The organism is Novosphingobium sp. (assembly GCF_041905565.1).
Lineage (GTDB): Bacteria > Pseudomonadota > Alphaproteobacteria > Sphingomonadales > Sphingomonadaceae > Novosphingobium.
Genome location: NZ_JAYRKX010000007.1, coordinates 115,310 through 139,993, shown reverse-complemented (window position 1 = coordinate 139,993; position 24,684 = coordinate 115,310). Strand labels below are relative to the sequence as shown.

Sequence of the window (24,684 nt, the reverse complement as noted above, 5' to 3'; positions counted from 1 at the left end):
GATGTGACATGAAACCCCGGTTTTTCATCTTCGGCCTTGGCTACACCGCCGCCCGGCTTGCAGCAGCGCTCGAAGCGCGGGGGTGGGACGTGGTGTCCACCGGGCGCAGCGGCACCTTGCTGTTCGAAGATGCGGGCAATGTGCGGCTAGCGCTGGCCGATGCCAGCCATGTCCTGTCGTCCGTCCCGCCGGGCGGCGATCTGGGCGATCCGGTGCTCGATGCCTATGGCCCGATGCTGGCGGGCAAGTGGCTCGGCTATCTCTCCTCCACCGGGGTCTATGGCGATACCGGCGGGGCCTGGGTGGACGAGAGCGCGCCGACCGGCACCGGCCGCCGCGCGGCGCGGGCAGAGGCGGATGCCGCCTGGCTGGTGTGCGGGGCGCGGGTGTTTCGCCTGCCGGGCATCTACGGCCCGGGTCGCTCCGCGCTGGAGCGGGTGCGCGAGGGCAAGGCCCACCGGATCGACCTGCCGGGCCAGGTGTTCAGCCGGGTCCACGTCGACGATATCGTCAGCGGCGTTCTCGCCGCGCTGGACGCGCCGCCGGGGGCCTGGAACCTGGCGGATGACGAACCGTGCAGCCAGAACGCGGTGATCGAACATGCCTGCCGCCTGCTTGGCCTCGCGCCGCCGCCGCTGCAAAGCCTGGACGAGGCCGGGCTCAGCCCGATGGCCCGCGCCTTCTATGCCGAAAACCGCCGCATCGCGAACCACAAGGCCCGGCGCGAACTGGGCTGGACTCCGCGTTATCCGAGCTACCGTGAAGGGCTGGCGTCGTGCCTAACGCCGTCCGCCGAGCGCGATCAGCAGGCCTGACAGCGCCAGCACCGATCCGGCGGCGGCCAGCGCGGTCCAGCGATAGCCTTCGAAAGCGGTCGACAGGGCCATCGCCACCACCGGCACCAGCACGCCGTTATAGGCCGCCCGACCCGGCCCCCAATCGCGGATCAGCGCGAAGTAGAGCGGGAAAGTAACCACCGAGCCGATCAGCGCGAGATAGGCGATGCCCCAGAGGTATTGCGGCCGCGGATCGAGCACCGGCGGGCCCGAGGTGACCCAGGCGAACAGCGCGTCGGCGAGCGTCCCCCACAGCATCGCCCAGGCGATCAGCGGCACTACCGGCTGGCGGCGGGCCAGTTCGGTCGCCTGCAGGACATTGGCGCTCGACGCGCAGAGCAGCGCGCAGCCGACCAGCGCGATCCCGGTCAGCACGCCGCCGGCGGCCGGGGCGGCGCGGTATTCGTGGGTCAGCAGCAGCGCGATGCCCGCCAGCGCCACGCCCGTTCCGGCGAGGAACCGCCCCGACAGCGGCGCGCGCAGGAACAGCCGCGCCAGCAGCGCGTTGGGCACCAGCAGCAGCGCGAAGATCACCGCGACCAGCCCCGAGGTCAGGTAGTGTTCCGAGCGGTAGACCAGCTGGAAATTGCCGAAGAACTGGAACAGCCCGATGGCCACCGACAGCCGCAGCGCCGCCGGCTCCAGTCGGAGGGATTCGCGCCGCACCGCGGCCAGGGCGAACATCCCCAGGGTCGCGAGGGCAAAGCGCCAGGTCACGGTCCAGCCGGGGGGAACCGCGCTGATCTGGTCCTTGATCACCAGCCAGGTCGACCCCCAGATCAGCGCGACCAGCAGAAACGCGGCGATCGAGCGGGTCTGGCGCGCTTCGGCCCCCGCGCTCATAGTGCGGCGATCGCGCGGGCCAGCGCGGTCACGTGATCCGGCGCGCTGTTCCAGGCGGTGACCAGCCGGGCGGCGTCCGCTCCCCAGTCATAGAAAGTGAAGCCCTGCGCGCGCAGCGCCTCGCGTTCGGCCGGGGAAAGGCGCAGGAAGATCTCGTTCGCCTCGACCGGATAGAGCAGCCGTTGGCCTGCGGCGGCGGCCAGTTCCTGCGCGGCGTGGTTGGCGGCGCGGGCGTTGGCCAGCCACAGGTCGCCGTCCAGCATGGCGAGGATCTGCGCGGCAAGGAACCGCCCTTTCGATTGCAGGTGCCCGGCGCGCTTGCGGCGATAGCGGGCCACGTCGGCCAGGCTTTCGTCGAAGAAGACGATGGCTTCCGCGCTCATCCCGCCGTTCTTGACGCAGCCGAACGAGAGGACATCGGCGCCGGCGCAGGCGGCGTAGGGTTCACAGTCCAGCGAGGCGGCGGCGTTGGCGAAGCGGGCGCCGTCGACGTGCAGTTTCAGCCCTGTTTCCCATGAAACACGAGCGATTTCAGCAAGTTCGTCCGGCTTGTAGGTCAGGCCATATTCGCTGGCCTGAGTGATCGAGACGGCGTGGGGCTGGACCTGGTGAACGTCCTTGCGGATCGGATCGATCACCGCGCGGATCGCCGCGCCGTCCAGCTTTGCCCCGGCCCCGTCGGCCAGTAACAGCTTGGCACCATGGGTAAAAAAGCCCGGCGCGCCGCCTTCGTCCATCTCGATATGGGCCTCGCGGTGGCAGATCACGCCGCCGTGCGGGGGCACCATCGTGGCCAATGCCAGGCAGTTCGCGGCCGTGCCCGTGGCCACCCACAACACTGCACAAGGCCGCTCAAACAGGGCCGAGAAGCGTTCATCGAGCGCACGGCTCCAGGAATCGCCGTCATAAGGCGCGTCAGGAGCGTCAGCGGCCTGCATCGCCGCCCAGACGGCGGGATGGACCATGGCGGCATTGTCGGACAGGAACTGCATCGCCATCTTGCATGGCGCGGGGCTGCCCCCCGCGTCAAGTTGCGGACAGGGAGCCCGGCATGGACCAAAGTGAAGTGACCATCACCCGCCACGGCAGCGAACGCGCCGGGGAATACCACGCCCACCTGCCCGGCGCGCAGGCGATCGGCCGGCTGACCTGGGTGCGCCGCGATGATGCGGTGGGCGAAGTGCGCGTGGCCGACCATACCCTGGTCCCGCCCGAGATCGGCGGGCGCGGCGTGGCCGCCCGGCTGGTCGAGGCGCTGATTGCCGATGCGCGCGCGCAAGGCTTCCGGATCGATCCCACGTGCAGCTATGTCGAGGCCCAGTTCCGCCGCCACCCCGACTGGGCCGACCTGCGGGCCTGAACCAAACATGGTTTGCGCGGCATGGTTAAAGCGTTGACCATTCGCGCTGGGTGCATTCGGCAAGGCGGAATTCACCCCGCCGCGGCACTGCTCGGCCCGACCAGGGGCGAAAGGAGCGATACGGATGCGTTACATCTTCTACGCCATGGCCAGCGTGGCGACGATCTATGTCTGGCTGCACCACACCGGCGACGGGCGCGACGTGCTGCGCAAGCTGGACACCCCGGCAGCCGGCAGCCCGCGCGTATTCGAATGATGCGCGGCTGCGCCCGCCCCCGGCGGAGCGCACCGCGCGACCAGGGAATTCGCCCCGGATAGCAGCGCGTGGTCGTCTGCGGATCCGGGGGCGGAACCGGTCTATCGCCGTGGCAGTCATTGCAGTGCGCGGCGCAGCCACTAAAGGTCTGCGCCCGCACTCCAGCCAATCGAGACTGAACCATGGCCCGCAAGCATTCGAAACATGGCCCTTATGGCGATCTGCCTGACGTGGACGAAGAGGCGGCGGCGGCGGCGGTGCCATGCTGGCTGTGCGGCCGGCCAACCGGCAAGACCATCGTCTGGCACCATCCCGTTCCCAAGAGCCGGGGCGGGCGCGAGGTTGTGCCGATGCACGGCATTTGCCAGCAGACCCTGATCGCCAATTTCACCAATTCCGAATTGCAGCGCTACGGGATGGACGTGGAGGGCCTGCTGGCGAACCCGGCGGTGCGCAAATTCGTTGACTGGGTGGCCAACAAGGATCCCGATTTCACCGCGCCGATCGCGAAGAAGCAACGCTGATCTTCGATCAGGGCAACCACTGGCAGCGCCAGTCCGCAGCAGTTTCGAGGCCATATGCAGTTCAACCAGTTCGATCCGGCCGCGTTCCTGCGCGATTACTGGCAGAAGCAGCCGCTGCTGATCCGCAACCCCTGGCGGCAATGGACCAATCCGCTTGAGCCGGACGAGTTGGCCGGCCTGGCGCTGGAGGATGGGGTCGAATCGCGGCTGGTCGTGCACGGCGCCGCCGGATTGACCCTGGAACACGGGCCGTTTGGCGAAGACCGGTTCGAACGGCTGGGCGAAACGCCGTGGACCCTGCTGGTCCAGGCGGTCGATCAGCATGATCCCGCTGTGGCCGCCCTGATCGAACCGTTCCGCTTCATCCCAAGCTGGCGGATCGACGACGTGATGGTCAGCTATGCCAGCGACGGCGGCGGGGTCGGCCCGCATTTCGATCAGTATGACGTGTTCCTGGTGCAGGGCGCGGGCCGGCGGCGGTGGCAGGTGGGGCCCCTGTGCGACGCCAATACCCCGTTGTTGCCGCATCCGGATTTGCGCCTGCTGGCCGAGTTCGAGCCGAGCGGGGAATGGATCCTGGAACCGGGCGACATTCTCTACCTGCCGCCCGGCCTGGCCCACAACGGCGTGGCCATCGGCGATGGCTGCATGACCTATTCGGTCGGCTTTCGCGCGCCGGCCCGCAGCGAGTTGATCGCGCAGTGGTGCGACCACGTGCTGGCCGCCGAGGCGGACGACATCCACTACCGCGACCCGGACCTGGCCTTGCAGGCCAATCCCGGCGAGATCACCCCGGCCGCCCTCGCCGAGTTGCAACGCCTGACCGTGGAACGGCTGCTTGACCCGGCCAGCTTTGCCCGCTGGTTCGGCCAATACAACACCACGCCCAAATATCCCGAGATTGACTGGTCCCTGCCGCAGCCCCTGACCCTGGCCGAAGTGACCGCAATGGCCGCTGCCGGTGTGCCGCTGTGCCGCAATCCGGCCAGCCGCTTTGCCTTCACCGCCACGGCCAAGGGCGATGTGCTGCTGTTCGTCGATGGCCAGTGCTTTGACTGCGCGGCTGCCGCAGCAGACTTCGCCCGCGCCCTGTGCGCGCAGGACAGTCCGCCCTTGCCTGCTGAAATGTCCCGGCCTGGTGCCTGCGCCGAACTGCTGCTGGCGCTGTGCAACCAGGGCAGTGTCGCCTTCGACGAGGAAGACTGACCCAGGGTCAGGACCCATTGGCCGCGCCTTCGAGGTTTGAGTCAAAATGGCCTGTCGCGAGGAGCGAAGGCGCGGCCAATGGGTCCTGACCCTAGACCCTGATTTCGCGCCATTCGCCGGGGCCCAGCCCGTCGATCGACCAGTCGCCGATCCGCCACCGGACCAGCCGCAAGGTCGGATGGCCGATCGCGGCGGTCATGCGCCGCACCTGGCGATTGCGGCCTTCGCGCAGGGTCAGTTCGATCCAGCAATCGGGGACGCTCTTGCGAAACCGGACCGGCGGGTCGCGCGGCCACAAGGCGGGCTCGGCGATCCTTCTGGCTTCGGCGGGCCGGGTCGGGCCATCGTTCAGCACCAGCCCCCGGCGCAGCTTGTCCAGGCTGGACTCGCCGGGTTCGCCTTCGACCTGCACCAGGTAGGTCTTGGGCAGCTTGAAGCGCGGGTCGGCGATCCGCGCCTGCAACCGGCCATCGTCGGTCAGCAGCAACAGCCCCTCGCTGTCGCGGTCAAGCCGCCCGGCCGGATAGACCCCCGGCACCTGCAGCAATCCCGACAGGGTCGGCCGCGCCGATCCCGCGCTGCCTTGGTCGGTAAACTGGCAAAGCACGCCATAGGGCTTGTTGAGCAAGATCAGCCGGGACATTCCGGCTCCGTGCCACCATACTGCCGCCGTGGCCAGCGCCGCGGCACAAGGATGCAGGGGAACGATGCGGATCAAGGTCTATTTCGATGGCGGCTGCCGCCCCAATCCCGGCCGGATCGAGCTGGCCGTCGTGCTCCGCGGGCAGGCCCATGTTTGCCTGGATGCGGGCCTTGGCAACAGCCACGACGCGGAATGGCTGGCGCTGATCGAAGCGGTCCGGCTGGTGCGCCGGCTCGAGATTGCCGAATTCGTCCTGCTTGGAGACGCGCTGGCGGTGATCGGTCCCGCTACCGGAGCGGTGAAGGCCAGCCGCCAGGCGGCCGCGCACCTGCGCGTCCTCGACGAGTTGCTGCCGCAGCGCAATCGCGCCAATCTTCGCTACATCAAGCGAACACAGAATCTCGCCGGAATCGCACTGGCAAATCTGCCGGGGCGACCAGGACCGCCCGGATCGCGCCCGGCCTGAGCCGGCATTTCGAGTCAGCAATGCGCCTCGGAGCTGACGTTCCACAGCCTCATCGACGGCGTCAGCTCCCGACCAAAGTCGGTCATTCCCAGCAAGCCTTTGGGACGTCCGCTTCATGCCAAGACCTGTCTTTGGCATGAGCCCGAGAACCTGGACGGCAGAAGCTGCCTTAACCGCCATTCGTGCAGCGCGGCAGTTGCCTTGACAGAATGGCCGCGATCTTCCGCTTCTTGTTGCCAGGAATGGAGTGGCTATCGCTGGGTGATCGACACCTTTGGAAGACTGTCTGCAATTTGCTTACCGGATTGACCGTGGACGGGTTTTCAAAAGCTGGCCGCCCGCAATCCAACGAAGTGACCGCACCTTACCGAATGATAGAAACAAGCCAAGAATTGGGCGTCGTCACGCTCGATCGCAGATTGGTGTCGGATTGGCATCGGCCGATGCCGGGATTGAAATGGTCTTCGGCCGACCCAGCAGCCATGGTTCTGTTCAATTGAACTAGCTGGGCAGGTCGTTCCGATTTGCCCGGCAACAAATGACGCGCACATGGGGGACGGAATGTACGGAAACGCGAACTTCGCCGCTGGACTGACACGCAGGGCGCGGCTGCTCGCTTCGCTGGGCGCCGCAATTGCCCTGGCTGGTGCGGCTTCTGCGGCTCATGCCCAAGCGGCCGACGATGCGGATGCCGCGGACAAGACCGCCGACATCGTCGTCACCGGCACGCGCATCACCTCGAGCGGATTCAGCGCCCCAACGCCGACCACGGTCGTGTCGATGGAGCAGATCCAGCAGGCTGCGCAGCCCAATATCTTCGATTCGATCTCGCAGCTCCCCGCGCTGCAGGGCTCGGTCGGCACGTCCAACAGCCGCAACAACGGCGGCACCAGCTTTGGCAACAACGGGCTGTCCTCGCTCAACCTGCGCGGGCTCGGCGCGAACCGCACGCTGGTGCTGATCGACGGCCAGCGCGTGGTGGCCAGCCACGTGACCGGCCTGACCGACGTCAGCCAGTTCCCGCAGCTGCTGCTGAAGCGCGTCGATGTGGTGACCGGGGGCGCCTCGGCCTCGTGGGGTTCGGATGCGGTCGCAGGGGTGGTCAACTTCGTTACCGACACCCGCTTCACCGGGCTCAAGGTCAACATGCAGGGCGGCGTTTCGACCTATGGCGACGACCAGTCGATGCTCGGCCAGATCGCGGTCGGCTTCAAGGCGCTGGATGACCGGCTGCATGTCCAGCTGTCGGGCGAATACTTCGACAACCAGGGCGTTCCCGGCGGCGATATTGGCGGCAAGCAGCCGGGTGGCCGCCCCGATGCCTACCGCTCGGGCACGACTTCGTTCAGCCTGACCGGCACTCCCGCCGGTTCGCCGCAGTTCTTCAACTGGCCCTACGATGCGCAGAACATCACGCTCGGCCGCTACGGCCTGATCACCGCTGGCCCCGCCGCGCTCAAGGGCCTGGCTTTCGACGCCTCGGGCAAGGCCTACAAGTTTGCTTTCGGCACGCCCTGCGTCGCGACGACCTGCCTGGGCGGGCAGCAGGACAACTTCCTGACCACCAACACCATCGACAACCCGCTCAACCGCGCGGTCGGCTATGGCCGCATCGGGTACAACGTCACCCCGGACATCGAACTTTACGGGACGCTGACCGTGGCGAAGGTCAAGTCGTTCAACAGCCCGCTGGCGTTCCCGCGCAAGCCGGGCAACCTGACGATCCAGTGCTCGAACGCGTTCCTGGCGGGCGTGACCCTGCCGGGGTCGAGCACCACGATCGCCCAGGCCTGCGCTGCGGCAAACGTGACCAGCTTTAACTACGGCACGATCAACGCCAACTTCCCGCTGCGCGAAGAGATCCACACCGACCGCCGCCAGACCCGCTGGGTGGTGGGTACGCAGGGCAAGTTCAGCATCGGCGAAATGCCGGTCTCGTTCGACGCCTATTACCAGCGCGGCAAGACCAATGCCGACCTGCGTCTCAAGGGCATCACGCTCAACGGGCACTACAACGCTGCCATCGCCGCTTCGGTGGTGGGCGGGCAGACCGTCTGCAGCAGCGCGGCGGCGCGGGCAGTCGGCTGTATCCCGGTCAACATCTTCTCGGGCGCGCCGGTGTCGGTCGAACAGTTCAAGTGGATGGCCCCGGACAACGGCCCCTATCAGCTCAACGTGTTCAAGGAAGACGCGGGCGCGGTCTCGTTCAACTTCAACCCGTTCAAGACCTGGGCGGGCGAAGTTTCGGTCGCGTTCGGCGGTGAATGGCGCAAGGAAAGCTATGTCACCCGCGCCGATCCCTACGGCAACGGGGTGACCATCGACACGCCCAACACCGCGGAATATCCTGCCGATGCGACGCTCAGCGCGACTGGTGCAAACTGGTTCGCGGGCAACTTCAAGAACGGCAGCGGCCAGTACAGCGTGCGCGAAGCCTTCATCGAGCTGGGCGTGCCGCTGGCCGACAGCGCGGCGATCGGCAAGATCGACCTCAACCTTGGTGGCCGCGCGGCGCATTATTCGACCGCAGGCAATGCCAACACCTGGAAGATCGGCGCGAGCTGGGAAACGCCGCTTGACGGGCTGCGCCTGCGCGGCGTGGTCTCGCGCGATATTCGTGCGCCCAACCTCAACGATCTGTTCGCCCCGGTGACCGCGGCATCGCAGAACGTGATCAACCGCGCGACCGGCGGCAACGTCCAGGTGCTGGCGACGACGATCGGCAACGTCGATCTCAAACCCGAAGTCGGCAAGACCTGGGAAATCGGCGCGGCCTACCGGCCCGGGTTCATTCCGGGGCTCAACCTCTCGTTCGACTATTACAACATCCGGCTGAACCAGGCGATTTCGACGCTGACGATCCAGCAGATCGTCGACCTGTGCTACAACGGGAACACGACCTATTGCCAGTACGTCGATCTTGACGGGGCGTTCGGCAGCGCCAACCCGACCTCGGTGATCCAGAAGCCGTTCAACTTCGCTTCGCTGAAAGCGCGCGGGTTCGACATCGAGGCGAGCTATCAGGTCCGGCTTGGCCAGCTGGGCAAGCTGACGCTGCGCGGCCTTGCGACGCGGGCGATCGACATGATCAGCAACACCGGCATCGCCGGTCAGCAGATCGCCCAGCTTGCCGGGAGCAACACCGAAGGCAACGGCATCCCGCGCTGGAAGGGCCTGCTCAGCCAGCAGTGGACCAACGATACCGCGACGATCACCCTGACCGAACGCCTGGTCAGCGCGGGCAAGATCGATCCCAATGCGATCGTCTGCGCTTCCAACTGCCCGGCCACCACCGTGCAGAACCCGACCTATGACTTCAACGACATCCCCGGTGCGGTCTATGTCGACCTTGGGGCCAGCGTGAAGGTGCTGGAAAAGGCGGAAGTCTATTTCAAGGTCGACAACCTGTTCAACCACCGCGCGCCGCCGTTCGGCGGGTCGTCGCTCTACGATACGATTGGCCGGATGTACCGAATGGGCGTCCGCGTCACGATGTAAACAAATCCGGGGGCGCCAATGGCGCCCCCACTGCTTTCCAGGAGAGCCAAATGCGCAAGTCCGCCGTATTCCTGACAATTGCATCCGCCCTGCTTGCAGCGGATGCCAGTGCCCAGAAGGCCCCTCCTTCACCCGCGACCTTCGCAGCACAGACCCAGTTCCCGAAGGAAAACAGGGCGGCGGCCTCGCGCTGGCTTTCGGCCGCGCGCCAGCTGGCCGGACCCGACCTTGTGCCCGAATTCAACTGGCGCTGCCTGACCAGCCCGCTCGACCGGCCGATGGTCATGGCGATCCAGCACGATGGGCTGGTGCCCGCGACCAAGGTGTTCGACCAGCTCTATTCGGTCGGCCAGAACGCAGTCTCGGCCTGGGCGCTGGATACCAGCGACGGGATCATCCTGATCGATGCACTAAACAGCCCGGATGAAGCGCGCGACATCATCGTGCCCAATCTGGTCAAGCTGGGCCTGGACCCGAAGCGCATCAGGTATGTCCTGATCACCCACGGTCACGGCGATCACTGGGGCGGGGCAAAATACCTGCAGGACACTTATGGCGCGAAAGTGGTGATGTCGGCCATCGACTGGGACATGGTCGAAGCCCCGGGCCACGGCGGCGGTCCCTTTGCCGACCTGGTTCCGCCCCGGCGCGACATCGCGGTCAAGGACGGCGATACGATCACTCTGGGCAAGACCACGGTGCGGTTGCACGTGACCCCCGGCCACACGCCCGGCGCGCTGTCGATGATCTTCCCGGTGACCGAGCGGGGCCAGTCGCACATGGTCGGCCTGATGGGCGGGACCGGCGGCGGCCAGACCAGCGCCACCGTGCACCAGCAGATCGCCTCGCTGGAGCGCTGGGACCGCATCGCCGCGGCGGCCGGGGTCGATGCGCTGATCACCAACCACCCGTCGCACCAGTCGGCCAACGAACGCCAGGCGCTGGTGCGCTATGCCCAGCCGGGCGATGCCAATCCCTTCGTCTACGGCACCGAGCGGCACAGCCGTTTCGTGAAGATGCTGGCCACTTGTTCGCGCCTGCAGCTGGCCCGGATGGGCGAAACCGGCGAGTGATGGCCCGGCAGCGGATCGTGGCGCGGCGAGCCTAGGCCGCCGTCACGATCCGCTCGATCCTGCCGACCAGCAGGAGATAGCTGAGCGCAGCCGCCAGCGCCGAGACGGCTACTACCACCAGCACCAGATCGAACGAGCCGGTTTCCTTCAGGATGAAGCCGATCAGGATCGGCGTGACGATCGAGCTGAGGTTGCCGAACATGTTGAAGATCCCGCCCGACAGGCCCGCGCAATCACGCGGGGCAACGTCGCTCATCACCGCCCAGCCCAGCGCGCCCACGCCCTTGCCAAAGAAGGCCAGGCTCATGAACAGCAGGATCATGGTGTTGCTGGTGGCATAGACGCAGCCCAGGATCGTCAGCGCGCCCAGCATTCCCGCCACCACCGGCACCTTGCGCGCCATGGTCAGGCTATAGCCCTTGCGCAGCAGCCAGTCCGAGAACACCCCGCCCAGCACCCCGCCGATGAACCCGCAGACCGCCGGGACGGTGGCAAACAGCCCGGCCTTGATCACCGACAGCCCGCGCTCTTCGACCAGATAGACCGGGAACCACGTGATGAAGAAATAGGTCAGCGTGTTGATGAAGAACTGGCCCAGGTACAGCCCCCACAGCGTGCGGTGCCCGAGCAGCACCCCGATCTGGCGGCGCGTTTCACCGGGGCGCGGCTGCGCTCTGGCCTCGGCCGGCGGATCGACCAGCGCCCCGCCTTCGGCGATCAGCGCCATTTCCGCTGCGCCCAGCCGGGGGTGCTGGCGCGGCTCCTTGACCACGCGCAGCCATACCGCGGCGCAGGCCAGGCCGACCGCGCCCATGAACGCGAACACCCAGGGCCAGCCAAAGCCGGCGATAATCCAACCCATGATCGGTGCGAACACCACCGTTGCGGCATATTGCGCGGAATTGAAGATCGCCGAGGCCGTGCCGCGTTCGCGAGCGGGAAACCATGCCGCGACGATCCGGGCATTGCCGGGGAACGAAGGGGCCTCGGCAAAACCCACCATGAAGCGGAAGGCGAACAGCATGGTAATCGCGGTAGCGCCGCTCATCCAGACCACGCTGCCCTGCGCCGCCGTGAACAGCGACCACAGCACGATCACCGCAAAATAGACGCGCGGCGCGCCAAACCTGTCGAGCAGCCAGCCGCCCGGCACCTGCGCCGCGACATAGGCCCAGCCGAACGCCGAAAAGACGATCCCCAGTTGCAGCTTGTCGATCCCCAGGTCGGCACTGAGCGAGGGTGCGGCGAGCGACAGGGTCGCGCGGTCCGCATAGTTGACGACCGTGACGGCGAACAGCATGGCCAGCACCGTCCAGCGGACCCGGCCTGCGCGTGAACCCTGCTCCATCGCCCCCGCCTCCATCACAGTGCCCCGTCGCTGATACCTGCGGCATCGATCCGGCAGGACGACGCCGTCCAGGCCCGGGCCTGTTCGCTCAGGCTCACGCCGAACCCGGGGCGGTCGGAAATCAGCATCCGTCCGTCGGCGATCTCCTGCCGTTCGTTAAACAATGGGTCGAGCCAGTCGAAGTGTTCGACCCAGGCGTCATGGGCATAGGCGGCGGAAAGGTGGACGTGCAGTTCCATCGCAAAGTGCGGGGCCATGGCCAGTTGGGCCTCCTCGCCCATTGCCGCCACGCGCAGGAACTGGGTTACCCCGCCGACGCGCGCGGCATCGGGCTGGATGAAGTCTACCGCCTTGCCCCGGATCATCGCGAAATGTTCGCCCGCGCTGACCAGCATTTCGCCGGACGCGATCGGGGTGTCAAACGCTGCGGCCAGCGCGGCGTGGCCTTCGATGTCGTAGGCGTCGAGCGGTTCCTCGATCCAGACCAGCCCGTACTGTTCCATCGCCCGGCACATCCGCAGCGCCTGGGCACGGCTCCATTGCTGGTTGGCATCGACCATCAGCGCGACGCGCCCGTCGATCTGCCGCGCCACCGCTTCGAGCCGCGACAGGTCGACCTTGGGGTCGGGATGGCCGACCTTGATCTTGATCCCGCCGATCCCGCTCTCGATCGAGCGTTCGACGCTGTCGAGCACTTCGGGCAGCGGGCTCGAAAGGAACCCGCCCGAGGTATTGTAGCACGGCACCCCATCGCGGCGGCAGCCGAGCAGTTTGGCGAGCGGCAGCCCGGCGCGCTTGGCCTTCATGTCCCACAGCGCATTGTCGAACGCAGCGATCGCCTGAACCGACAGGCCCGAACGCCCGACCGAAGCCCCGGCCCAGACCAGCTTGGTCCACAGCCGCGCGATGTCGTTAGGGTCCTCGCCGAGCAGGTCCGCCCCGACTTCACGGGCATGGGCGTACATTCCGGGGCCGCCGGCACGCTTGGAATAGGAGAAACCGAGCCCGGTGTGGCCATCCTTGCTGGTGATCTCGGCGAACAGCATCGCGACCTGAGTCAGCGGCTTTTGCCGTCCGGTGAATACCTTGGCGTCGCTGATCGGGGTGGCGAGTGGCAGGAACGCCAAGCTGATCCGGACTTCGGCAATGCTGTCGGCGCTCATCCTTCGGCCCTCTCCGCTCGCGGCACTTTATCCTGCCGGGTTTCGCGCCAAGCGGCACGCGGATCAAGCCGGGCGATGGCATTGATCGATAGCGCTTCGGAATTGGTCTCGAACCTGAACCATGCCAATCAGCATGATTGGAGAGGAACAAGCCATGCGTATTGCCGAGGTCAAGGTCACCCCGATCGCTTTCCGCGATCCGCCGCTGCTCAATGCGGCGGGGATCCATGAACCCTATGCGCTGCGCTCGATTATCGAAGTGCATACCGAATGCGGCCGCACGGGCCTCGGCGAAAGCTATGGCGATGCGGCGGCTCTGAGTGCATTCCAGGCGGTCGCGCCCGCTCTGGCCGGGCTCGATCCGTTCGACCTCAATGGCCTGACCCGGCTCTGTGCCGAGGCCGTCGCGGCGCTGCCGCCGCCAGCGCCGGGTGCGGAACTGGCCCCCGGCAGCGATCCCGCGCGGCAGCTCGCGAATTGCGTCTCGGCCTTCGAAGTCGCCTTGCTCGACCTGCAGGCGCAGCACGCCGGGCTGCCGCTGCATGCCCTGCTGGGCGGAGCGGTGCGGCGCGCGGTGCCGTTCAGCGCCTACCTGTTCTTCAAATACGCCCGCCATATCGAGCCCGAGGAAGCCCCGGATGAATGGGGCGAGGCGGTGACGCCCGAACAGATCGTCGCCCAGGCGCGGCGGATGATCGAACTTTACGGGTTCGGCTCGATCAAGCTCAAGGCCGGAACCCTGCCGCCCGATCTCGAAGTGGCGAGCATCGAGGCGCTGGCCCGGGCGTTCCCCGGCCTGCCGCTGCGGATCGATCCCAACGGCGCCTGGTCAATGGAAACCGCGATCCGCTGCGCCGAGCGGCTCGGGCCGCTGATCGAATACTACGAGGACCCGGTCGACGGGCTTGAGGCGATGGGCGAACTCCACCGCCGCACCGGCCTGCCGCTGGCGACCAACATGGTGGTCACCGCGTTCGAGCACTTCCCCAAATCGATCGCGCTCAACTCGGTGCAGATCGTGCTGTCCGACCACCATTACTGGGGCGGGCTGCGGGCGAGCCAAAACCTGGGCGCGATGTGCCGGACCTTTGGCCTGGGCCTGTCGATGCATTCCAACTCGCACCTCGGGATCAGCCTGATGGCGATGAGCCACCTCGCCGCTGCGACTCCCAACCTGACTTATGCCTGCGACACGCATTACCCCTGGGTCGAGGAAGCGGACGAGGTGATCGCAGGCGGCAAAGTGCCGATCGCGGGCGGCTGCGTGACGCTGGGCGATGCGCCAGGCCTTGGCGTCACGCTCGATCCCGAACGGCTGGCGCGCGGCCATGCGACCTACAACAGGATCGCGATCCGGACCCGCGACGATCTCGGCCAGATGCGCAAGTACGATCCCGCTTTCGCTTCGGCCAAACCGCGCTACTGATAGGCGCGGGAGATCGGACATGTTCGAGCTGATCCAGTTGCGCTGTTTCGTCGCCGTGGCCGAGGAGCTGCACTTCGGCCGCGCGGCCGCGCGCCTCAACATGACCCAGCCCCCGCTCAGCCGCCATATCCAGGTGCTTGAACGGATCCTCAAGGTCGAGCTGTTCCACCGCTCGAGCCGCTCGGTCAAGCTGACCGCCGCAGGCTCGGCGTTCCTCGCCGAAGCAACCCGGATCGTCGAGATGGCGGACGGCGCGATCACCATGGCGCGCGCCGCCGCCGAAGGGCAGCGCGGGATGGTCAGCCTGGGGTTCACGGCGGCTTCGGGCTACAGCTTCCTGCCGCGCTTCATGGGCCACTTGCAGCAGGCGATGGACGGGGTGCGCTTCATCCTCAAGGAGATGGTCAGCGCCGAGCAGATGGAGGCGCTGCTTTCGGGCCGGATCGACATCGGGCTGCTGCGTCCCCCGGTGCGCCGCCCCGAACTCGCCTCGCAGCTGGTGCTGCGCGAACGCTTTGTCGTGTGCAGCCACGCCTCGGTCCCCGAGCACGAGCGTCCGCGCAAGCTGGCCGATTTTGACGGGCTGCCGCTGATCATGAACGCGCAGGACAAGGCGCGCTATTTCCACGATCTGCTGACCGGGCTGTTCGCCCAGGCCAAGGCCGAACCGCGCCTCGTCCAGCACCTCGCGCAGATGCATTCGATGCTGATGCTGGTCGGTGCGGGGCACGGCTTTGCCATCGTTCCCGAAAGCTCGACGCGGCTCCATCCCGAGGACGTGGTGTTCAGCCCGCTGGAGGACTGCGAACCGATCGTCGAGCTGCATGCCGCCTGGCGGCAGGATAACGACAACCCCGCGCTGGGAGTCCTGCTGCGCCAGCTCAAGGCCTGGCCGGGGCAATAGCCCGGGGATCGATAACCAGCCGGTATCGATCAATCCCGCCTCGCGATTGGTCCGCGCCCGCTCTGCCCGCCTAGACATGATATTCAACCAAGGATCCCTGCCCATGCCCGTTGAAGGCCTGATGTTTGTTGCCGGACAGCCCGTGGCGGGCAGCGGTGAGAGTTTTACCGGAACCGATGCCGCCAGCGGCGCGGCGCTGGGACCCGCGTTCCGCACCGCCGGTGCCGAGGAGGTCGAGCCCGCGCTGGCCGCCGCCGCTGCCGCCGCGCCCGCCTTGGCCGCCAGCGCCCCCACTGCGCGCGCCGCGCTGCTCGAAGCGATGGGCGAAGCAATCCTGGCAATCGGTGACGAGCTGATCGAGCGCGCCATGGCCGAAAGCGGGCTGCCGCGTCCCCGGCTCGAAGGCGAGCGCGGGCGGACCGTGGGTCAGCTTCGCCTGTTCGCCACCCTATTGCGCGAGGGCGACTACGCCGGGGTGCGGATCGACCGCGCCGATCCGGCCCGCGCCGCCGGACCCAAGCCCGACTTGCGGCAGGCGCAGCGCGCGCTCGGCCCGGTCGCGGTGTTTGGCGCGTCGAACTTCCCGCTGGCCTTCTCGGTTGCGGGCGGCGATACCGCCTCGGCACTCGCCGCAGGGTGTCCGGTGGTGGTCAAGGGTCACCCGGCGCACCCCGGCACCGGCGAATTGGTGGCGCGGGCCTTGACCGCTGCCGTGACGGCCAGCGGCTTTCCGGCCGGGACCTTCTCGTTCCTGCAGGATGGCGGGATCACGGTCGGACAGGCGCTGATCGCCGATCCCCGGATCAAGGCGGTCGGTTTCACCGGCTCGCGCCGTGCGGGCGAGACATTGGTCAAGGCTGCCGCCGCGCGGCCAGTGCCGATCCCGGTCTACGCCGAAATGAGCGCAACCAATCCGGTCCTGTTGCTGCCGCACCGGTTGGAGGAAGCCGCCGAAGCGATCGGGGCGGCGTTCGTCGGCTCGCTCACGCTCGGCACCGGGCAGTTCTGCACCAATCCCGGGCTGGTCGTGGCCCTGGCAGGCCCGGCACTCGACCGCTTCCTCGCCGCTGCCAGCGCCGCGATCGAAGCCTGGACGCCCGGCGTGATGCTCACCCCCGGCATCTGCGACAACTTCGCGCGCACCTCGGGCGCGGTGGCCGGGCAGGGCGGGGTCACGACCCTGGCCGCAAGCCCGGCACAGGACCTGCGCGCCACCGCCAAACTGCTGACCACCGACGCTGCGACCTTCCTTGCCGAGCCTGCGCTCCATCAGGAGATGTTCGGCCCGGCTGCACTTGTGGTGCGCTGCGCCGATCTTGCCGCGATGGAACAAGTGCTGGGCGCGGTCGAAGGCCAGCTCACGGTCGCGCTGCACTTCAACGCGGCCGACCACGATGCGGTCCGCCGCCTGCTGCCCACTGCGATGGACAAGGCCGGGCGCGTGCTCGCCAACGGCTTCGGCACCGGGGTCGAGGTCAGTCCGGCGATGGTCCACGGCGGGCCCTGGCCGGCCACTTCGGACAGCCGCACCACCTCGGTCGGCACCCGGGCGATCGAGCGCTTCCTGCGCCCGGTCTGCCTGCAGGACCTGCCCGAGGAATTGCTGCCTGCGGCCTTGAGCGAGGCCAACCCGTGGAACCTGCCGCGCCGCGTGTGGTGAGCCGGCCCGACTTAGCAAGGAGAAAGCAATGGACCGGCGCGTATTTCTGGCGGGGATCGGATCTGGGTTGGCTATCGCGGGGGGCCAAAGCGCCCCGCTGGCGGCGGCGCCAACGGGGCCCAAGGGGCCCAAGACGGTGCGCGGCGCGCCCGCCAAGAGCCCACTGCGGATGAAGCTGGGTTGCCAGAGCGGTCCGGCCGACGACGAACACTTCGCCTACCTGGCGCGCTACGGCGTGACCAATGTCTGCGCACGGGCGCGGCTCAGCGAAGGGCGGCTCCATTCCACGGTCGATGAATTGCTCGACCTGCGGCGCATGGCCGAACGCCACAAGCTGTCGCTCGACATTCTCGATCCGGCGATGCTGCCCTCATCGCACATCGACCGCGAACGCAATCCCGCAATCATGCTGGCCGACAGCCCCCAGCGCGACCGCGATGTCGAACAGTTCCAGCAGCTGATCCGCAATTCCGCGGCGGCGGGCATTCCCTGCATCAAGTACAACATGAGCATCCTGGGCGTGCTGCGCACCGGCCATGTCGAAGGGCGCGGCGGGGCCTTGTTCGGGGAATGGGACGCCGCCAAGGCCGCCCCGCCGACGCCGCTGAGCCGCGCCGGCGCGGTCAGCGAGGACATGTTCTGGGAACGGATTACCTGGTTCCTCGACCGGGTGGTGCCAGTAGCCAACGAATGCAAGGTGCGGATTGCCTGCCACCCGCACGATCCGGGCACCCCGCCCGAAGGCTACCAGGGCGTCCACCGCGTGCTGGGGACGATCGCTGGGCTGAAGCGCTTCGTTTCGATCAACGAGAGCCCCTATCACGGGCTGAACTTCTGCCAGGGCACGGTCAGCGAGAACCTGCCCGATCCCGCGACGCAGATCTTTGACGTGATCCGCTGGTTCGGCAGCCGGGGGAAGATCTTCAACGTCCACTTCCGCAATATCGTCGGCGGGCGCGGCCACTTTCGCGAGGCGTTCCCGGACGAGGGCGACATCGACATGTATCGCGCGCTGCTGACCTATCACGAGGTCGGCTATGACGGGATGCTGATGCCCGACCACGTCCCCGAAGTTCCCGGCCATCCCGAAGCCGCGCTGCAAAGCTTCGCTTTCGCCTATGGCCATATCCGGGGACTGATGCAGGCGGCCGCGCACCACCTGGGCTAGTCGCCTAACGGACCAGACAGGGCCGTTTGGGATCGAAGGTCCAGCCGGGGATCAGGTATTGCATCCCCATCGCATCATCGCGCGCGCCAAGACCGTGTTCGAGATAGAGCGCATGGGCGCGGGCGAGGGCATCTTCGTCCAGCTCGATCCCCAGCCCCGGACGGGCCGGGACGGCGACGTGGCCATCCTCGATCCGCAGCGGCTGCCTGGTCAGGTATTCGCCATCCTGCCAGATCCAGTGCGTGTCGATCGCGGTGATCTTGCCCGGTGCGGCGGCCGCGCAGTGGGTGAACATCGCCAGCGAAATGTCGAAATGGTTGTTCGAGTGCGACCCCCAGGTCAGTCCCCAGTCGTGGCACAATTGCGCGACCCGGACCGAGCCGGCCATGGTCCAGAAGTGCGGATCGGCCAGCGGGATGTCGACCGCCCCTTTGCGCAGCGCATCGACCATTTGCGGCCAGTCGGTCGCGACCATGTTGGTCGCAGTGGGAAGGCCCGTGCGCTGGCGAAATTCGGCCATGACGCTGCGTCCGTCCCGGCCATTTTCCGCGCCGCACGGATCCTCGGCATAGGCCAGCACGTCGGTCAGGCCCGAACAAACCCGCACCGCTTCTTCAAGACCCCAGGCGCCGTTGGGATCAAGCGTGATCCGCGCTTCGGGGAACGCCGCCTTGAGCGCGCGCACGGCCTCGGCTTCATCGTCGGCGGAAAGCACCCCGCCCTTGAGCTTGAAATCGCGAAAGCCGTAACGCGCCTGCGCCGCGCGGGCGAGCGCGACCACGGCTTCGGGGGTCAGCGCCGCTTCGTTACGCAGCCGCTCCCACGCATCGACGGACTGGCTCTCATCGCGGTAGGGCAGATCGGTGCGCTGGCGGTCCCCGATATAGAACAGGTAGCCCAGCATCTCGACCCGGTCGCGTTGGCGGCCTTCGCCGAGCAGGTCGGCCACGGCCAGCCCGGTGTGCTGGCCCAGCAGGTCGAGCATCGCCGCCTCGATCGCGGTCATCGCGTGGATCGTGGTGCGCAGGTCGAAAGTCTGCAGCCCCCGGCCTCCGGCATCGCGGTTACCGAAGCGGCGCTGGATCTCGGTAATCACCCCGGCATGGCTGCCGAGCCGTGCGCCGATCACCAGATCGCGCGCGTCCTCCAGCGTCTGGCGAATGCTTTCCCCGCCAGGCACTTCACCCAGCCCCGTGTTGCCGTCGGCATCGGTCAGCACCACGACGTTGCGGGTGAAGAACGGAGCGTGCGCGCCCGACAGGTTGAGCAGCATCGCGTCGTGCCCGGCGACGGGCACCACGCGCATGGCGGTTATCGCGAGCGCAAGGCTCATGCCGCGGCGGCGAGTGCGCCGTTGGCCTGCTCGATCAGCGCGGCCAGTTCCGCACGTTCGGCCGCAGACAGGTCGGTCAGCGGCGGGCGCACCGATCCGGCCGGACGGCCAATCGCTTCGCAGCCGGCCTTGACGATCGACACCGCGTAACCTTTCCCCCGGTTGCGCAGCGCAATGTAGGGCAGAACGAAATTGTTCAGTTCGCGCACGATCGCCGCCTTGTCGCGGGCGCGCACCGCCTTGTAGAAAGCCACCGCCCATTCCGGCATGAAGTTGAAGATCGCCGAGCTGTACGTGGTGACCCCCATCTCCAGATAGGCTGGGGCGAAGGTTTCCGCCGTCGGCAGCCCGCCGATGTAGGTCAGCCGGTCACCCAGCTTGCAGTAGATGCGCATCATCAGTTCGACATCGCCGACCCCGTCCTTGTAGCCGACAAGGTTGGGATTGCGTTCGCACAGGCGAGCGAGGGTATCTTCGGTGACGATGGCATTGTCGCGGTTATAGACGATCACGCCCATGCTGGTCGAGCGGCAGACCGCCTCAATGTGCGCGGCCAGGCCTTCCTGACCCGGAACCATCAGGTAGGGCGGCAGCAGCAGCACGCCATCGGCACCAGCCTTCTCGGCAGCCTGGGCGATGTCGACGGCGATCGAAGTGCCATAGCCGCAGCCCGAGATCACCGGCACCCGCCCCGCAGTCTCGTTGACGGCGGCAGCGACCACCCGCGACACTTCGGCCGGATCGAGCGAGAAGAATTCCCCGGTCCCGCCCGCAGCGAACAGCCCGGCGACTTCGTACTGCAGCAGCCAGTCGCAATGGCGGCGATAGGACGCCTCGTCGAACTGCAAATCACCGTCGAAATGGGTGACGGGAAATGACAGGAGGCCCGATCCAATCCGGGCGGCCATTTCCTGCGGTGACATCATCGTATTATTCCCCAATCTCAACTGTTGCCCCGGCGCTACCATCGCCGCGTCGGTATGGTCCAAACCTAATCCTGTCTTGATCGATAGCGCTTCGGTATCAGGACTTCACTGCCCCCTGGCTTCGGGATCGAGCCCGGCGCGGACCAGCCCCAGCTTGCTGCAGGCCGCCTGCACGGCGAAATAGCGGCGCAGCTTGTCCGCGCTGACCAGGAACGGGTTGGCATCCTTTGCCCCGCGATAACGCAGCAGTTCGATCTTCTCGAACGCGCCGTCCTGTAGCGGGTGGTTGGCGATCAGCGCATCCGCGCCCGCCTTTGCCGCAAGGCCAGCAAAGCGCTGCATCGAGGCGATGTGCGGATAGCGCATCATTGGATCACGCGGCGCGCCCAGTCCGCCGAAGTAGGCAACGGTGTGGCGCGCACCCCGGTCGGTCACCGGAAAGATGGTCGAGACCGTGCCGACGGTATGTCCCGGCGTGACGAAGAACTGCAACGTGGTCTGGCCCAGGGTCAGCTTCTCGCCATCGGCAATCGTCACATCGCGGACCGGGGGCAGGGCGAAGGGGCCGACCGTCTTGCCGCTGGCGCGCATCGCTTCCATCGCTTTCCAGTCGAGGTCGGAGGAAAGCAGCCGCGCACCGTAGGTATCGCGCAGCCAGGCCGCGCCGCCATAGTGGTCGCCGTGGGCGTGGGTGATCACCACATATTTGATCCGCGCCGGATCGAGACCCTGCGCCCTCAGCGCGGGAACCAGGATCTCGCGCGCCTCTTCCTCGCTGTTGAGCGCATCGAACAGCACGATCCCGCCGCTGGTATCGAGCGCCCAGGCCGAAACCGCGTTCTGGCCGACGAAATAGAGTTGGTCGAAGACCTTGGCTGGCCCCAGCAAGCCATTGAACTGCAAGGCATTGGCGCGCTGGCGATAGCGCGGATCGGTGATGCAGCGGTGGACGAAATCGCCGTAGAGGTCCTGCCCGGCAATCGCCTTGGCCCGAGCGAGATAGAGCGCGGCCCTGGCGTGGTCTTCCTTGGGGAATTCGGCCGGGCGGGGATAGTCCTTGACCGGCCTGGCGGCCGGTAAATCGGCGTCCTGCGCGGCGGCGGCGCTCGCCAGTACCATGACCAGAGCCAGCGAGATCAGCTTGCGGTCCATCGCCCATCCTTTGCCCGTTTGCAGCCAGACTGCGCCGCACGGGTGCGCTTGGCCAATGCCGAGGCGGTATCGAGCGATGCGCCAAGCGTGCTTGGTATGAAAGCGCGGAGGCGGTTAGACTGGCCCCGGATAACAGCCAGACGGGAACCTCCAGCCATGCAGATCACCCGGCGTCATGCCCTGATGGGCGCATCGGCCATTTTGGGCGCGGCGATGCTTGGCACTGGCACCGGGTTGAGCGCCGAAACCCGTGAAAAGGCCCGTGCGCTCGGGCTCAGGATCACCGCGCTCAAGACCTTCCTGGTCGCGCCGCGCTCGATCTTCGTGAAGGTCTATACCAACCAGGGCATCACCGGGCTCGGCGTCGCCTTGCAGACCAGCAAGGAAGTCGCGACGGCGGCGGCGATCATGGAGAACGAGCGGGTGCTGATCGGGCGCGACCCGACCCGGATCGAAGCCTTGTGGCAGGAGCTCTACCAGGCCCCGCGCTGGCGCGGCGGGCCGCTGACTGCGGCGATCAGCGCGATCGACATCGCGCTGTGGGACATCCTGGGCCAGGCGCTGGGCCAGCCGATCCACCAGCTGCTCGGCGGCGCGGTGCGCGACTCGATCCGGATCTATGGCAGCACCATGGACATGACCCCGGCGATCTTCGCCGAGCAGAAGGCGCAAGGGATCACCGCGACCCGGGTGCAGGCCCCCAAGGGTTCGGTCGGGGCGATGATCGCCGCGACCCGGCGCTGGCGCGAAATGGTCGGGCCGGATCACGAGCTAGCGGTCCACATGGACGGCACGCTCTCCACCCGCGAGGCGATGCAGTATCTCCACAGGGTCGAGGACCTCAACCTGCTATGGGTCGAGGAACCGATCCAGATGGACGACGTCGAGGATTGGGCGATGCTGCGCGCCCGCACCACCACCCCGCTCGCCACCGGGGAACGGGTGCTGACCAAATGGGGTTTCGCGCCCTATCTCAACCGCCACCTGATCGACTTTGCCCAGCCCGACATCGCCTCATGCGGCGGGCTCAGCGAAGCACGCAAGATCGCCGCGCTGGCCGAAGTCAACCGCATCCAGATGGCCCCGCACGGCCCGCACGAAAGCGCGGGGGCGCTGGTCAACCTGCACTTCGACGCCGCCACGCCGAACTTCTTCGCGCAGGAAGTTCGAGACTATACCTCACAGTTCGAACTCGACCTCCATGAAGGTCTGGTGCCACAAATCAAGGATGGCTTTGCCGCGCTGCCCGACCGCCCAGGCCTCGGCACTGTCCTCAATGAGAAAATTGCTGCGCAGCGACCTTATATCGCAATAACTCGATCGGCCGAAGGTCGAGCTTTCTGAACCTGGACGCCTCGAAAAACTCGGGCCTTTGATGGGTTGATTTGATTCACTTCGCTCACGTTACGGCGGAGGCGATGATGGCAGGCCGCCATTCGACCCGGTGCTGATGTTCAAGATCCTGGTGCGTCAGGCGCTCTACTCGCTGTCATCCGGCACGGTTGGGCCGCATGGAAGGTGCTGGCCACTGGCCCTAGATCCAACGATCCGGTCGAGCGCAGCCATCTGTCTCGGCGCGCTCGGCTTCGCTTAAGCCAAAATCTTCCAAAACCCCCTCAGGACAGGAAAACCGGGTTTGGAGACTCGGGCCTGGCTTTGCGCAGATCGGCCCCGATCAGATCGAGTCTCTGTCCTGTGCTTGGTCTGGGGCAGCCCCAAACGGCGCAGACCTGCGCGGGTTTGCCGGAAGGGTCCCGAAGGCGCAGAAATCTGGGGCGGAGAAGCTGCGGAATGGTGCTGCTGGGGAGGATTGAACTCCCGACCTCAGCCTTACCAAGGATGCGCTCTACCACTGAGCTACAGCAGCACACCATTCCGCGCGCACCGGACGGGACGGACCCGCCGGGCAGGGGCGCGCTATTGGCCGCAGGTCCCTGGTTTGTCAACCTCCGTTTGCTGCGCCGGGCAAATGCCGGTGCCGGGAGGGCTTGAGCTTTGCCCCGCATGGCGGCAGGAGATGGCCGATGGATGAAGACCGGCAGAACCTGACGCGCGAGGAGCGCCTGGCCGCGAAGCTGCGCGAGAACCTGCGCCGCCGCAAGCAGCAGGCGCGCGAAATGGCCGGAAGCGACGCCTCCGCCCTTCCCAAAGCGCCCCCCAGCCACTAGGGGCGGTCAGACATTTCCTTGAACCTGTGGGGGGAACGCATACCGTGCCGCGCCTGATCCTTGTCCGCCATGGCCAGAGCCAATGGAACCTGGAAAACCGTTTCACCGGCTGGTGGGACGTCGATCTGACCGAAAAGGGCGTGGCCGAAGCCCAGGCCGCCGGCGAACTGCTGAAGGCCAAGGGCATGCTGCCGACGGTTGCCTTCACCAGCTTCCAGACCCGCGCAATCAAGACGCTGCACTATGCGCTGGAAGCCGCCGGACGCCTCTGGATCCCCGAAACCAAGGACTGGCGCCTGAACGAGCGCCACTATGGCGGGCTGACCGGCCTCGACAAGGCCGAAACCGCGGCCCGGCACGGCGATGACCAGGTCAAGATCTGGCGCCGCAGCTTCGACACGCCGCCGCCGGTGCTGGAAGATGGCAGCGAATTCGACCTCAAGCAGGACCAGCGCTATGCCGGGATCCCGATCCCGTCGACCGAAAGCCTGAAGGACACCATCGCCCGCGTCCTGCCCTATTACGAAGCGGCGATCGTGCCGCAGCTGAAGGCCGGGGAAACGGTGCTGGTCGCCGCCCACGGCAACAGCCTGCGCGCGCTGGTCAAGCACCTGTCGGGCATTTCCGATGCCGAGATCACCGGCCTCGAAATCCCCACCGGCCAGCCGATCATCTACGAGCTGGACGACAATCTGAACGCGCTTGAGCGCTACTACCTGTCGGAGCGCTGA

Annotated in this window: 24 protein-coding genes, 1 tRNA gene and 1 pseudogene; 17 read left to right on the top strand and 9 right to left on the bottom strand. The window is 67.0% G+C overall.

What is annotated here, in order from left to right:
- Positions 1-8: 8 nt before the first annotated feature.
- On the top strand, positions 9-815 hold the full coding sequence (locus ACE3N9_RS07995) for an SDR family NAD(P)-dependent oxidoreductase (protein WP_374282614.1): 807 nt from the start codon (positions 9-11) through the stop codon (positions 813-815).
- Here the strand turns inward: ACE3N9_RS07995 and ACE3N9_RS07990 are convergent.
- Both ACE3N9_RS07990 and ACE3N9_RS07985 read right to left on the bottom strand, forming a co-directional pair.
- Complete coding sequence (locus tag ACE3N9_RS07990) at positions 780-1,679, bottom strand: DMT family transporter (RefSeq protein WP_374282613.1); 900 nt, start codon at positions 1,677-1,679, stop codon at positions 780-782. The genes ACE3N9_RS07995 and ACE3N9_RS07990 overlap by 36 nt on opposite strands.
- A complete protein-coding gene (locus ACE3N9_RS07985) occupies positions 1,676-2,671 on the bottom strand; it encodes a low specificity L-threonine aldolase (RefSeq protein WP_374282663.1) in 996 nt (331 codons plus the stop codon). Before ACE3N9_RS07985 ends, ACE3N9_RS07990 begins: the two co-directional genes overlap by 4 nt.
- Positions 2,672-2,730: 59 nt before the next feature.
- Between ACE3N9_RS07985 and ACE3N9_RS07980 the strand changes: the two genes are divergently transcribed.
- The 4 genes from ACE3N9_RS07980 to ACE3N9_RS07965 all read left to right on the top strand — a co-directional run bounded on the left by ACE3N9_RS07980 (position 2,731) and on the right by ACE3N9_RS07965 (position 5,025).
- Positions 2,731-3,039 (top strand): GNAT family N-acetyltransferase, encoded by a 309-nt coding sequence (locus ACE3N9_RS07980; RefSeq protein ID WP_374282611.1) that lies wholly within the window; start codon positions 2,731-2,733, stop codon positions 3,037-3,039.
- A 124-nt stretch (positions 3,040-3,163) separates the two neighbouring features.
- A complete protein-coding gene (locus ACE3N9_RS07975) occupies positions 3,164-3,295 on the top strand; it encodes a hypothetical protein (protein ID WP_374282609.1) in 132 nt (43 codons plus the stop codon).
- 182 nt (positions 3,296-3,477) lie between these two features.
- On the top strand, positions 3,478-3,819 hold the full coding sequence (locus ACE3N9_RS07970) for a hypothetical protein (RefSeq protein ID WP_374282607.1): 342 nt from the start codon (positions 3,478-3,480) through the stop codon (positions 3,817-3,819).
- Positions 3,820-3,873: 54 nt separating this feature from the next.
- Positions 3,874-5,025: a JmjC domain-containing protein gene (locus ACE3N9_RS07965; protein WP_374282605.1), complete on the top strand. Its 1,152-nt coding sequence runs from the start codon at positions 3,874-3,876 to the stop codon at positions 5,023-5,025.
- Between the two features lie 91 nt (positions 5,026-5,116).
- Here the strand turns inward: ACE3N9_RS07965 and ACE3N9_RS07960 are convergent, their stop codons facing one another.
- The gene (locus ACE3N9_RS07960) at positions 5,117-5,668 is read right to left on the bottom strand and encodes a pseudouridine synthase (RefSeq protein ID WP_374282603.1); all 552 of its coding nucleotides are present in this window, start codon (positions 5,666-5,668) and stop codon (positions 5,117-5,119) included.
- Between the two features lie 64 nt (positions 5,669-5,732).
- On the opposite strand from ACE3N9_RS07960, the gene ACE3N9_RS07955 reads away from it, so the two are divergent.
- From ACE3N9_RS07955 to ACE3N9_RS07940, 4 genes are all read left to right on the top strand, one after another.
- The gene (locus ACE3N9_RS07955; protein WP_374282601.1) at positions 5,733-6,134 is read left to right on the top strand and encodes a ribonuclease HI; all 402 of its coding nucleotides are present in this window, start codon (positions 5,733-5,735) and stop codon (positions 6,132-6,134) included.
- Positions 6,135-6,343: 209 nt separating this feature from the next.
- Positions 6,344-6,634, top strand: coding sequence for a hypothetical protein (locus ACE3N9_RS07950; protein WP_374282599.1), 291 nt, complete (start codon positions 6,344-6,346; stop codon positions 6,632-6,634).
- Positions 6,635-6,695: 61 nt separating this feature from the next.
- Positions 6,696-9,632, top strand: coding sequence for a TonB-dependent receptor plug domain-containing protein (locus tag ACE3N9_RS07945; RefSeq protein ID WP_374282597.1), 2,937 nt, complete (start codon positions 6,696-6,698; stop codon positions 9,630-9,632).
- A 50-nt stretch (positions 9,633-9,682) separates the two neighbouring features.
- A complete protein-coding gene (locus tag ACE3N9_RS07940; protein ID WP_374282595.1) occupies positions 9,683-10,705 on the top strand; it encodes an MBL fold metallo-hydrolase in 1,023 nt (340 codons plus the stop codon).
- Positions 10,706-10,736: 31 nt separating this feature from the next.
- Here ACE3N9_RS07940 and ACE3N9_RS07935 read toward each other — a convergent pair whose 3' ends face one another.
- Both ACE3N9_RS07935 and ACE3N9_RS07930 read right to left on the bottom strand, forming a co-directional pair.
- Complete coding sequence (locus ACE3N9_RS07935; RefSeq protein WP_374282594.1) at positions 10,737-12,053, bottom strand: MFS transporter; 1,317 nt, start codon at positions 12,051-12,053, stop codon at positions 10,737-10,739.
- A gap of 14 nt (positions 12,054-12,067) precedes the next feature.
- Positions 12,068-13,216 (bottom strand): mandelate racemase/muconate lactonizing enzyme family protein, encoded by a 1,149-nt coding sequence (locus tag ACE3N9_RS07930; RefSeq protein WP_374282592.1) that lies wholly within the window; start codon positions 13,214-13,216, stop codon positions 12,068-12,070.
- A gap of 154 nt (positions 13,217-13,370) precedes the next feature.
- Here ACE3N9_RS07930 and ACE3N9_RS07925 point away from each other — a divergent pair, with 154 nt between their 5' ends.
- The 4 genes from ACE3N9_RS07925 (at position 13,371) to ACE3N9_RS07910 (ending at position 18,374) form a co-directional block, all read left to right on the top strand.
- Positions 13,371-14,642: a glucarate dehydratase family protein gene (locus ACE3N9_RS07925; protein ID WP_374282590.1), complete on the top strand. Its 1,272-nt coding sequence runs from the start codon at positions 13,371-13,373 to the stop codon at positions 14,640-14,642.
- A 19-nt stretch (positions 14,643-14,661) separates the two neighbouring features.
- Positions 14,662-15,546 carry a LysR family transcriptional regulator gene (locus ACE3N9_RS07920; RefSeq protein WP_374282588.1) on the top strand — a complete coding sequence of 295 codons (885 nt, stop codon included), beginning with the start codon at positions 14,662-14,664 and terminating at the stop codon, positions 15,544-15,546.
- 103 nt (positions 15,547-15,649) lie between these two features.
- Positions 15,650-17,206, top strand: coding sequence for an aldehyde dehydrogenase (NADP(+)) (locus tag ACE3N9_RS07915; RefSeq protein ID WP_374282586.1), 1,557 nt, complete (start codon positions 15,650-15,652; stop codon positions 17,204-17,206).
- A 136-nt stretch (positions 17,207-17,342) separates the two neighbouring features.
- Positions 17,343-18,374 (top strand): mannonate dehydratase, encoded by a 1,032-nt coding sequence (locus ACE3N9_RS07910; protein WP_374282584.1) that lies wholly within the window; start codon positions 17,343-17,345, stop codon positions 18,372-18,374.
- Between the two features lie 4 nt (positions 18,375-18,378).
- On the opposite strand, the gene ACE3N9_RS07905 is transcribed toward ACE3N9_RS07910, so the two are convergent.
- The 3 genes from ACE3N9_RS07905 to ACE3N9_RS07895 form a co-directional block, all read right to left on the bottom strand.
- Complete coding sequence (locus ACE3N9_RS07905; protein WP_374282582.1) at positions 18,379-19,707, bottom strand: enolase C-terminal domain-like protein; 1,329 nt, start codon at positions 19,705-19,707, stop codon at positions 18,379-18,381.
- Positions 19,704-20,630 carry a 5-dehydro-4-deoxyglucarate dehydratase gene (kdgD, locus tag ACE3N9_RS07900; RefSeq protein ID WP_374282661.1) on the bottom strand — a complete coding sequence of 309 codons (927 nt, stop codon included), beginning with the start codon at positions 20,628-20,630 and terminating at the stop codon, positions 19,704-19,706. The genes ACE3N9_RS07905 and kdgD overlap by 4 nt, the downstream gene beginning before the upstream one ends.
- A 108-nt stretch (positions 20,631-20,738) precedes the next feature.
- The gene (locus ACE3N9_RS07895) at positions 20,739-21,785 is read right to left on the bottom strand and encodes an MBL fold metallo-hydrolase (RefSeq protein WP_374282580.1); all 1,047 of its coding nucleotides are present in this window, start codon (positions 21,783-21,785) and stop codon (positions 20,739-20,741) included.
- A gap of 156 nt (positions 21,786-21,941) precedes the next feature.
- Between ACE3N9_RS07895 and ACE3N9_RS07890 the strand changes: the two genes are divergently transcribed.
- Together ACE3N9_RS07890 and ACE3N9_RS07885 are read left to right on the top strand one after the other, a co-directional pair.
- Positions 21,942-23,129 carry an enolase C-terminal domain-like protein gene (locus ACE3N9_RS07890; RefSeq protein WP_374282578.1) on the top strand — a complete coding sequence of 396 codons (1,188 nt, stop codon included), beginning with the start codon at positions 21,942-21,944 and terminating at the stop codon, positions 23,127-23,129.
- A gap of 79 nt (positions 23,130-23,208) precedes the next feature.
- Positions 23,209-23,277 (top strand): annotated as a pseudogene (locus ACE3N9_RS07885) (transposase); the annotation flags it as partial.
- 300 nt (positions 23,278-23,577) lie between these two features.
- Here the strand turns inward: ACE3N9_RS07885 and ACE3N9_RS07880 are convergent.
- A tRNA-Thr gene (locus ACE3N9_RS07880) sits at positions 23,578-23,652 on the bottom strand.
- Positions 23,653-23,809: 157 nt separating this feature from the next.
- On the opposite strand from ACE3N9_RS07880, the gene ACE3N9_RS07875 reads away from it, so the two are divergent.
- Positions 23,810-23,953 carry a hypothetical protein gene (locus ACE3N9_RS07875; RefSeq protein ID WP_374282576.1) on the top strand — a complete coding sequence of 48 codons (144 nt, stop codon included), beginning with the start codon at positions 23,810-23,812 and terminating at the stop codon, positions 23,951-23,953.
- Between the two features lie 44 nt (positions 23,954-23,997).
- Positions 23,998-24,684 (top strand): 2,3-diphosphoglycerate-dependent phosphoglycerate mutase, encoded by a 687-nt coding sequence (gpmA, locus tag ACE3N9_RS07870; RefSeq protein ID WP_374282574.1) that lies wholly within the window; start codon positions 23,998-24,000, stop codon positions 24,682-24,684.

Excerpts from the sequence above, each read along its gene's own strand:
- ACE3N9_RS07995 (WP_374282614.1), top strand. The coding sequence starts at position 9 with ATGAAACCCCGGTTTTTCATCTTCGGCCTTGGCTACACCGCCGCCCGG.
- ACE3N9_RS07990 (WP_374282613.1), bottom strand. The coding sequence starts at position 1,679 with ATGAGCGCGGGGGCCGAAGCGCGCCAGACCCGCTCGATCGCCGCGTTT.
- ACE3N9_RS07985 (WP_374282663.1), bottom strand. The coding sequence starts at position 2,671 with ATGCAGTTCCTGTCCGACAATGCCGCCATGGTCCATCCCGCCGTCTGG.
- ACE3N9_RS07980 (WP_374282611.1), top strand. The coding sequence starts at position 2,731 with ATGGACCAAAGTGAAGTGACCATCACCCGCCACGGCAGCGAACGCGCC.
- ACE3N9_RS07975 (WP_374282609.1), top strand. The coding sequence starts at position 3,164 with ATGCGTTACATCTTCTACGCCATGGCCAGCGTGGCGACGATCTATGTC.
- ACE3N9_RS07970 (WP_374282607.1), top strand. The coding sequence starts at position 3,478 with ATGGCCCGCAAGCATTCGAAACATGGCCCTTATGGCGATCTGCCTGAC.
- ACE3N9_RS07965 (WP_374282605.1), top strand. The coding sequence starts at position 3,874 with ATGCAGTTCAACCAGTTCGATCCGGCCGCGTTCCTGCGCGATTACTGG.
- ACE3N9_RS07960 (WP_374282603.1), bottom strand. The coding sequence starts at position 5,668 with ATGTCCCGGCTGATCTTGCTCAACAAGCCCTATGGCGTGCTTTGCCAG.
- ACE3N9_RS07955 (WP_374282601.1), top strand. The coding sequence starts at position 5,733 with ATGCGGATCAAGGTCTATTTCGATGGCGGCTGCCGCCCCAATCCCGGC.
- ACE3N9_RS07950 (WP_374282599.1), top strand. The coding sequence starts at position 6,344 with ATGGCCGCGATCTTCCGCTTCTTGTTGCCAGGAATGGAGTGGCTATCG.
- ACE3N9_RS07945 (WP_374282597.1), top strand. The coding sequence starts at position 6,696 with ATGTACGGAAACGCGAACTTCGCCGCTGGACTGACACGCAGGGCGCGG.
- ACE3N9_RS07940 (WP_374282595.1), top strand. The coding sequence starts at position 9,683 with ATGCGCAAGTCCGCCGTATTCCTGACAATTGCATCCGCCCTGCTTGCA.
- ACE3N9_RS07935 (WP_374282594.1), bottom strand. The coding sequence starts at position 12,053 with ATGGAGCAGGGTTCACGCGCAGGCCGGGTCCGCTGGACGGTGCTGGCC.
- ACE3N9_RS07930 (WP_374282592.1), bottom strand. The coding sequence starts at position 13,216 with ATGAGCGCCGACAGCATTGCCGAAGTCCGGATCAGCTTGGCGTTCCTG.
- ACE3N9_RS07925 (WP_374282590.1), top strand. The coding sequence starts at position 13,371 with ATGCGTATTGCCGAGGTCAAGGTCACCCCGATCGCTTTCCGCGATCCG.
- ACE3N9_RS07920 (WP_374282588.1), top strand. The coding sequence starts at position 14,662 with ATGTTCGAGCTGATCCAGTTGCGCTGTTTCGTCGCCGTGGCCGAGGAG.
- ACE3N9_RS07915 (WP_374282586.1), top strand. The coding sequence starts at position 15,650 with ATGCCCGTTGAAGGCCTGATGTTTGTTGCCGGACAGCCCGTGGCGGGC.
- ACE3N9_RS07905 (WP_374282582.1), bottom strand. The coding sequence starts at position 19,707 with ATGAGCCTTGCGCTCGCGATAACCGCCATGCGCGTGGTGCCCGTCGCC.
- kdgD (WP_374282661.1), bottom strand. The coding sequence starts at position 20,630 with ATGTCACCGCAGGAAATGGCCGCCCGGATTGGATCGGGCCTCCTGTCA.
- ACE3N9_RS07895 (WP_374282580.1), bottom strand. The coding sequence starts at position 21,785 with ATGGACCGCAAGCTGATCTCGCTGGCTCTGGTCATGGTACTGGCGAGC.
- ACE3N9_RS07890 (WP_374282578.1), top strand. The coding sequence starts at position 21,942 with ATGCAGATCACCCGGCGTCATGCCCTGATGGGCGCATCGGCCATTTTG.
- ACE3N9_RS07875 (WP_374282576.1), top strand. The coding sequence starts at position 23,810 with ATGGATGAAGACCGGCAGAACCTGACGCGCGAGGAGCGCCTGGCCGCG.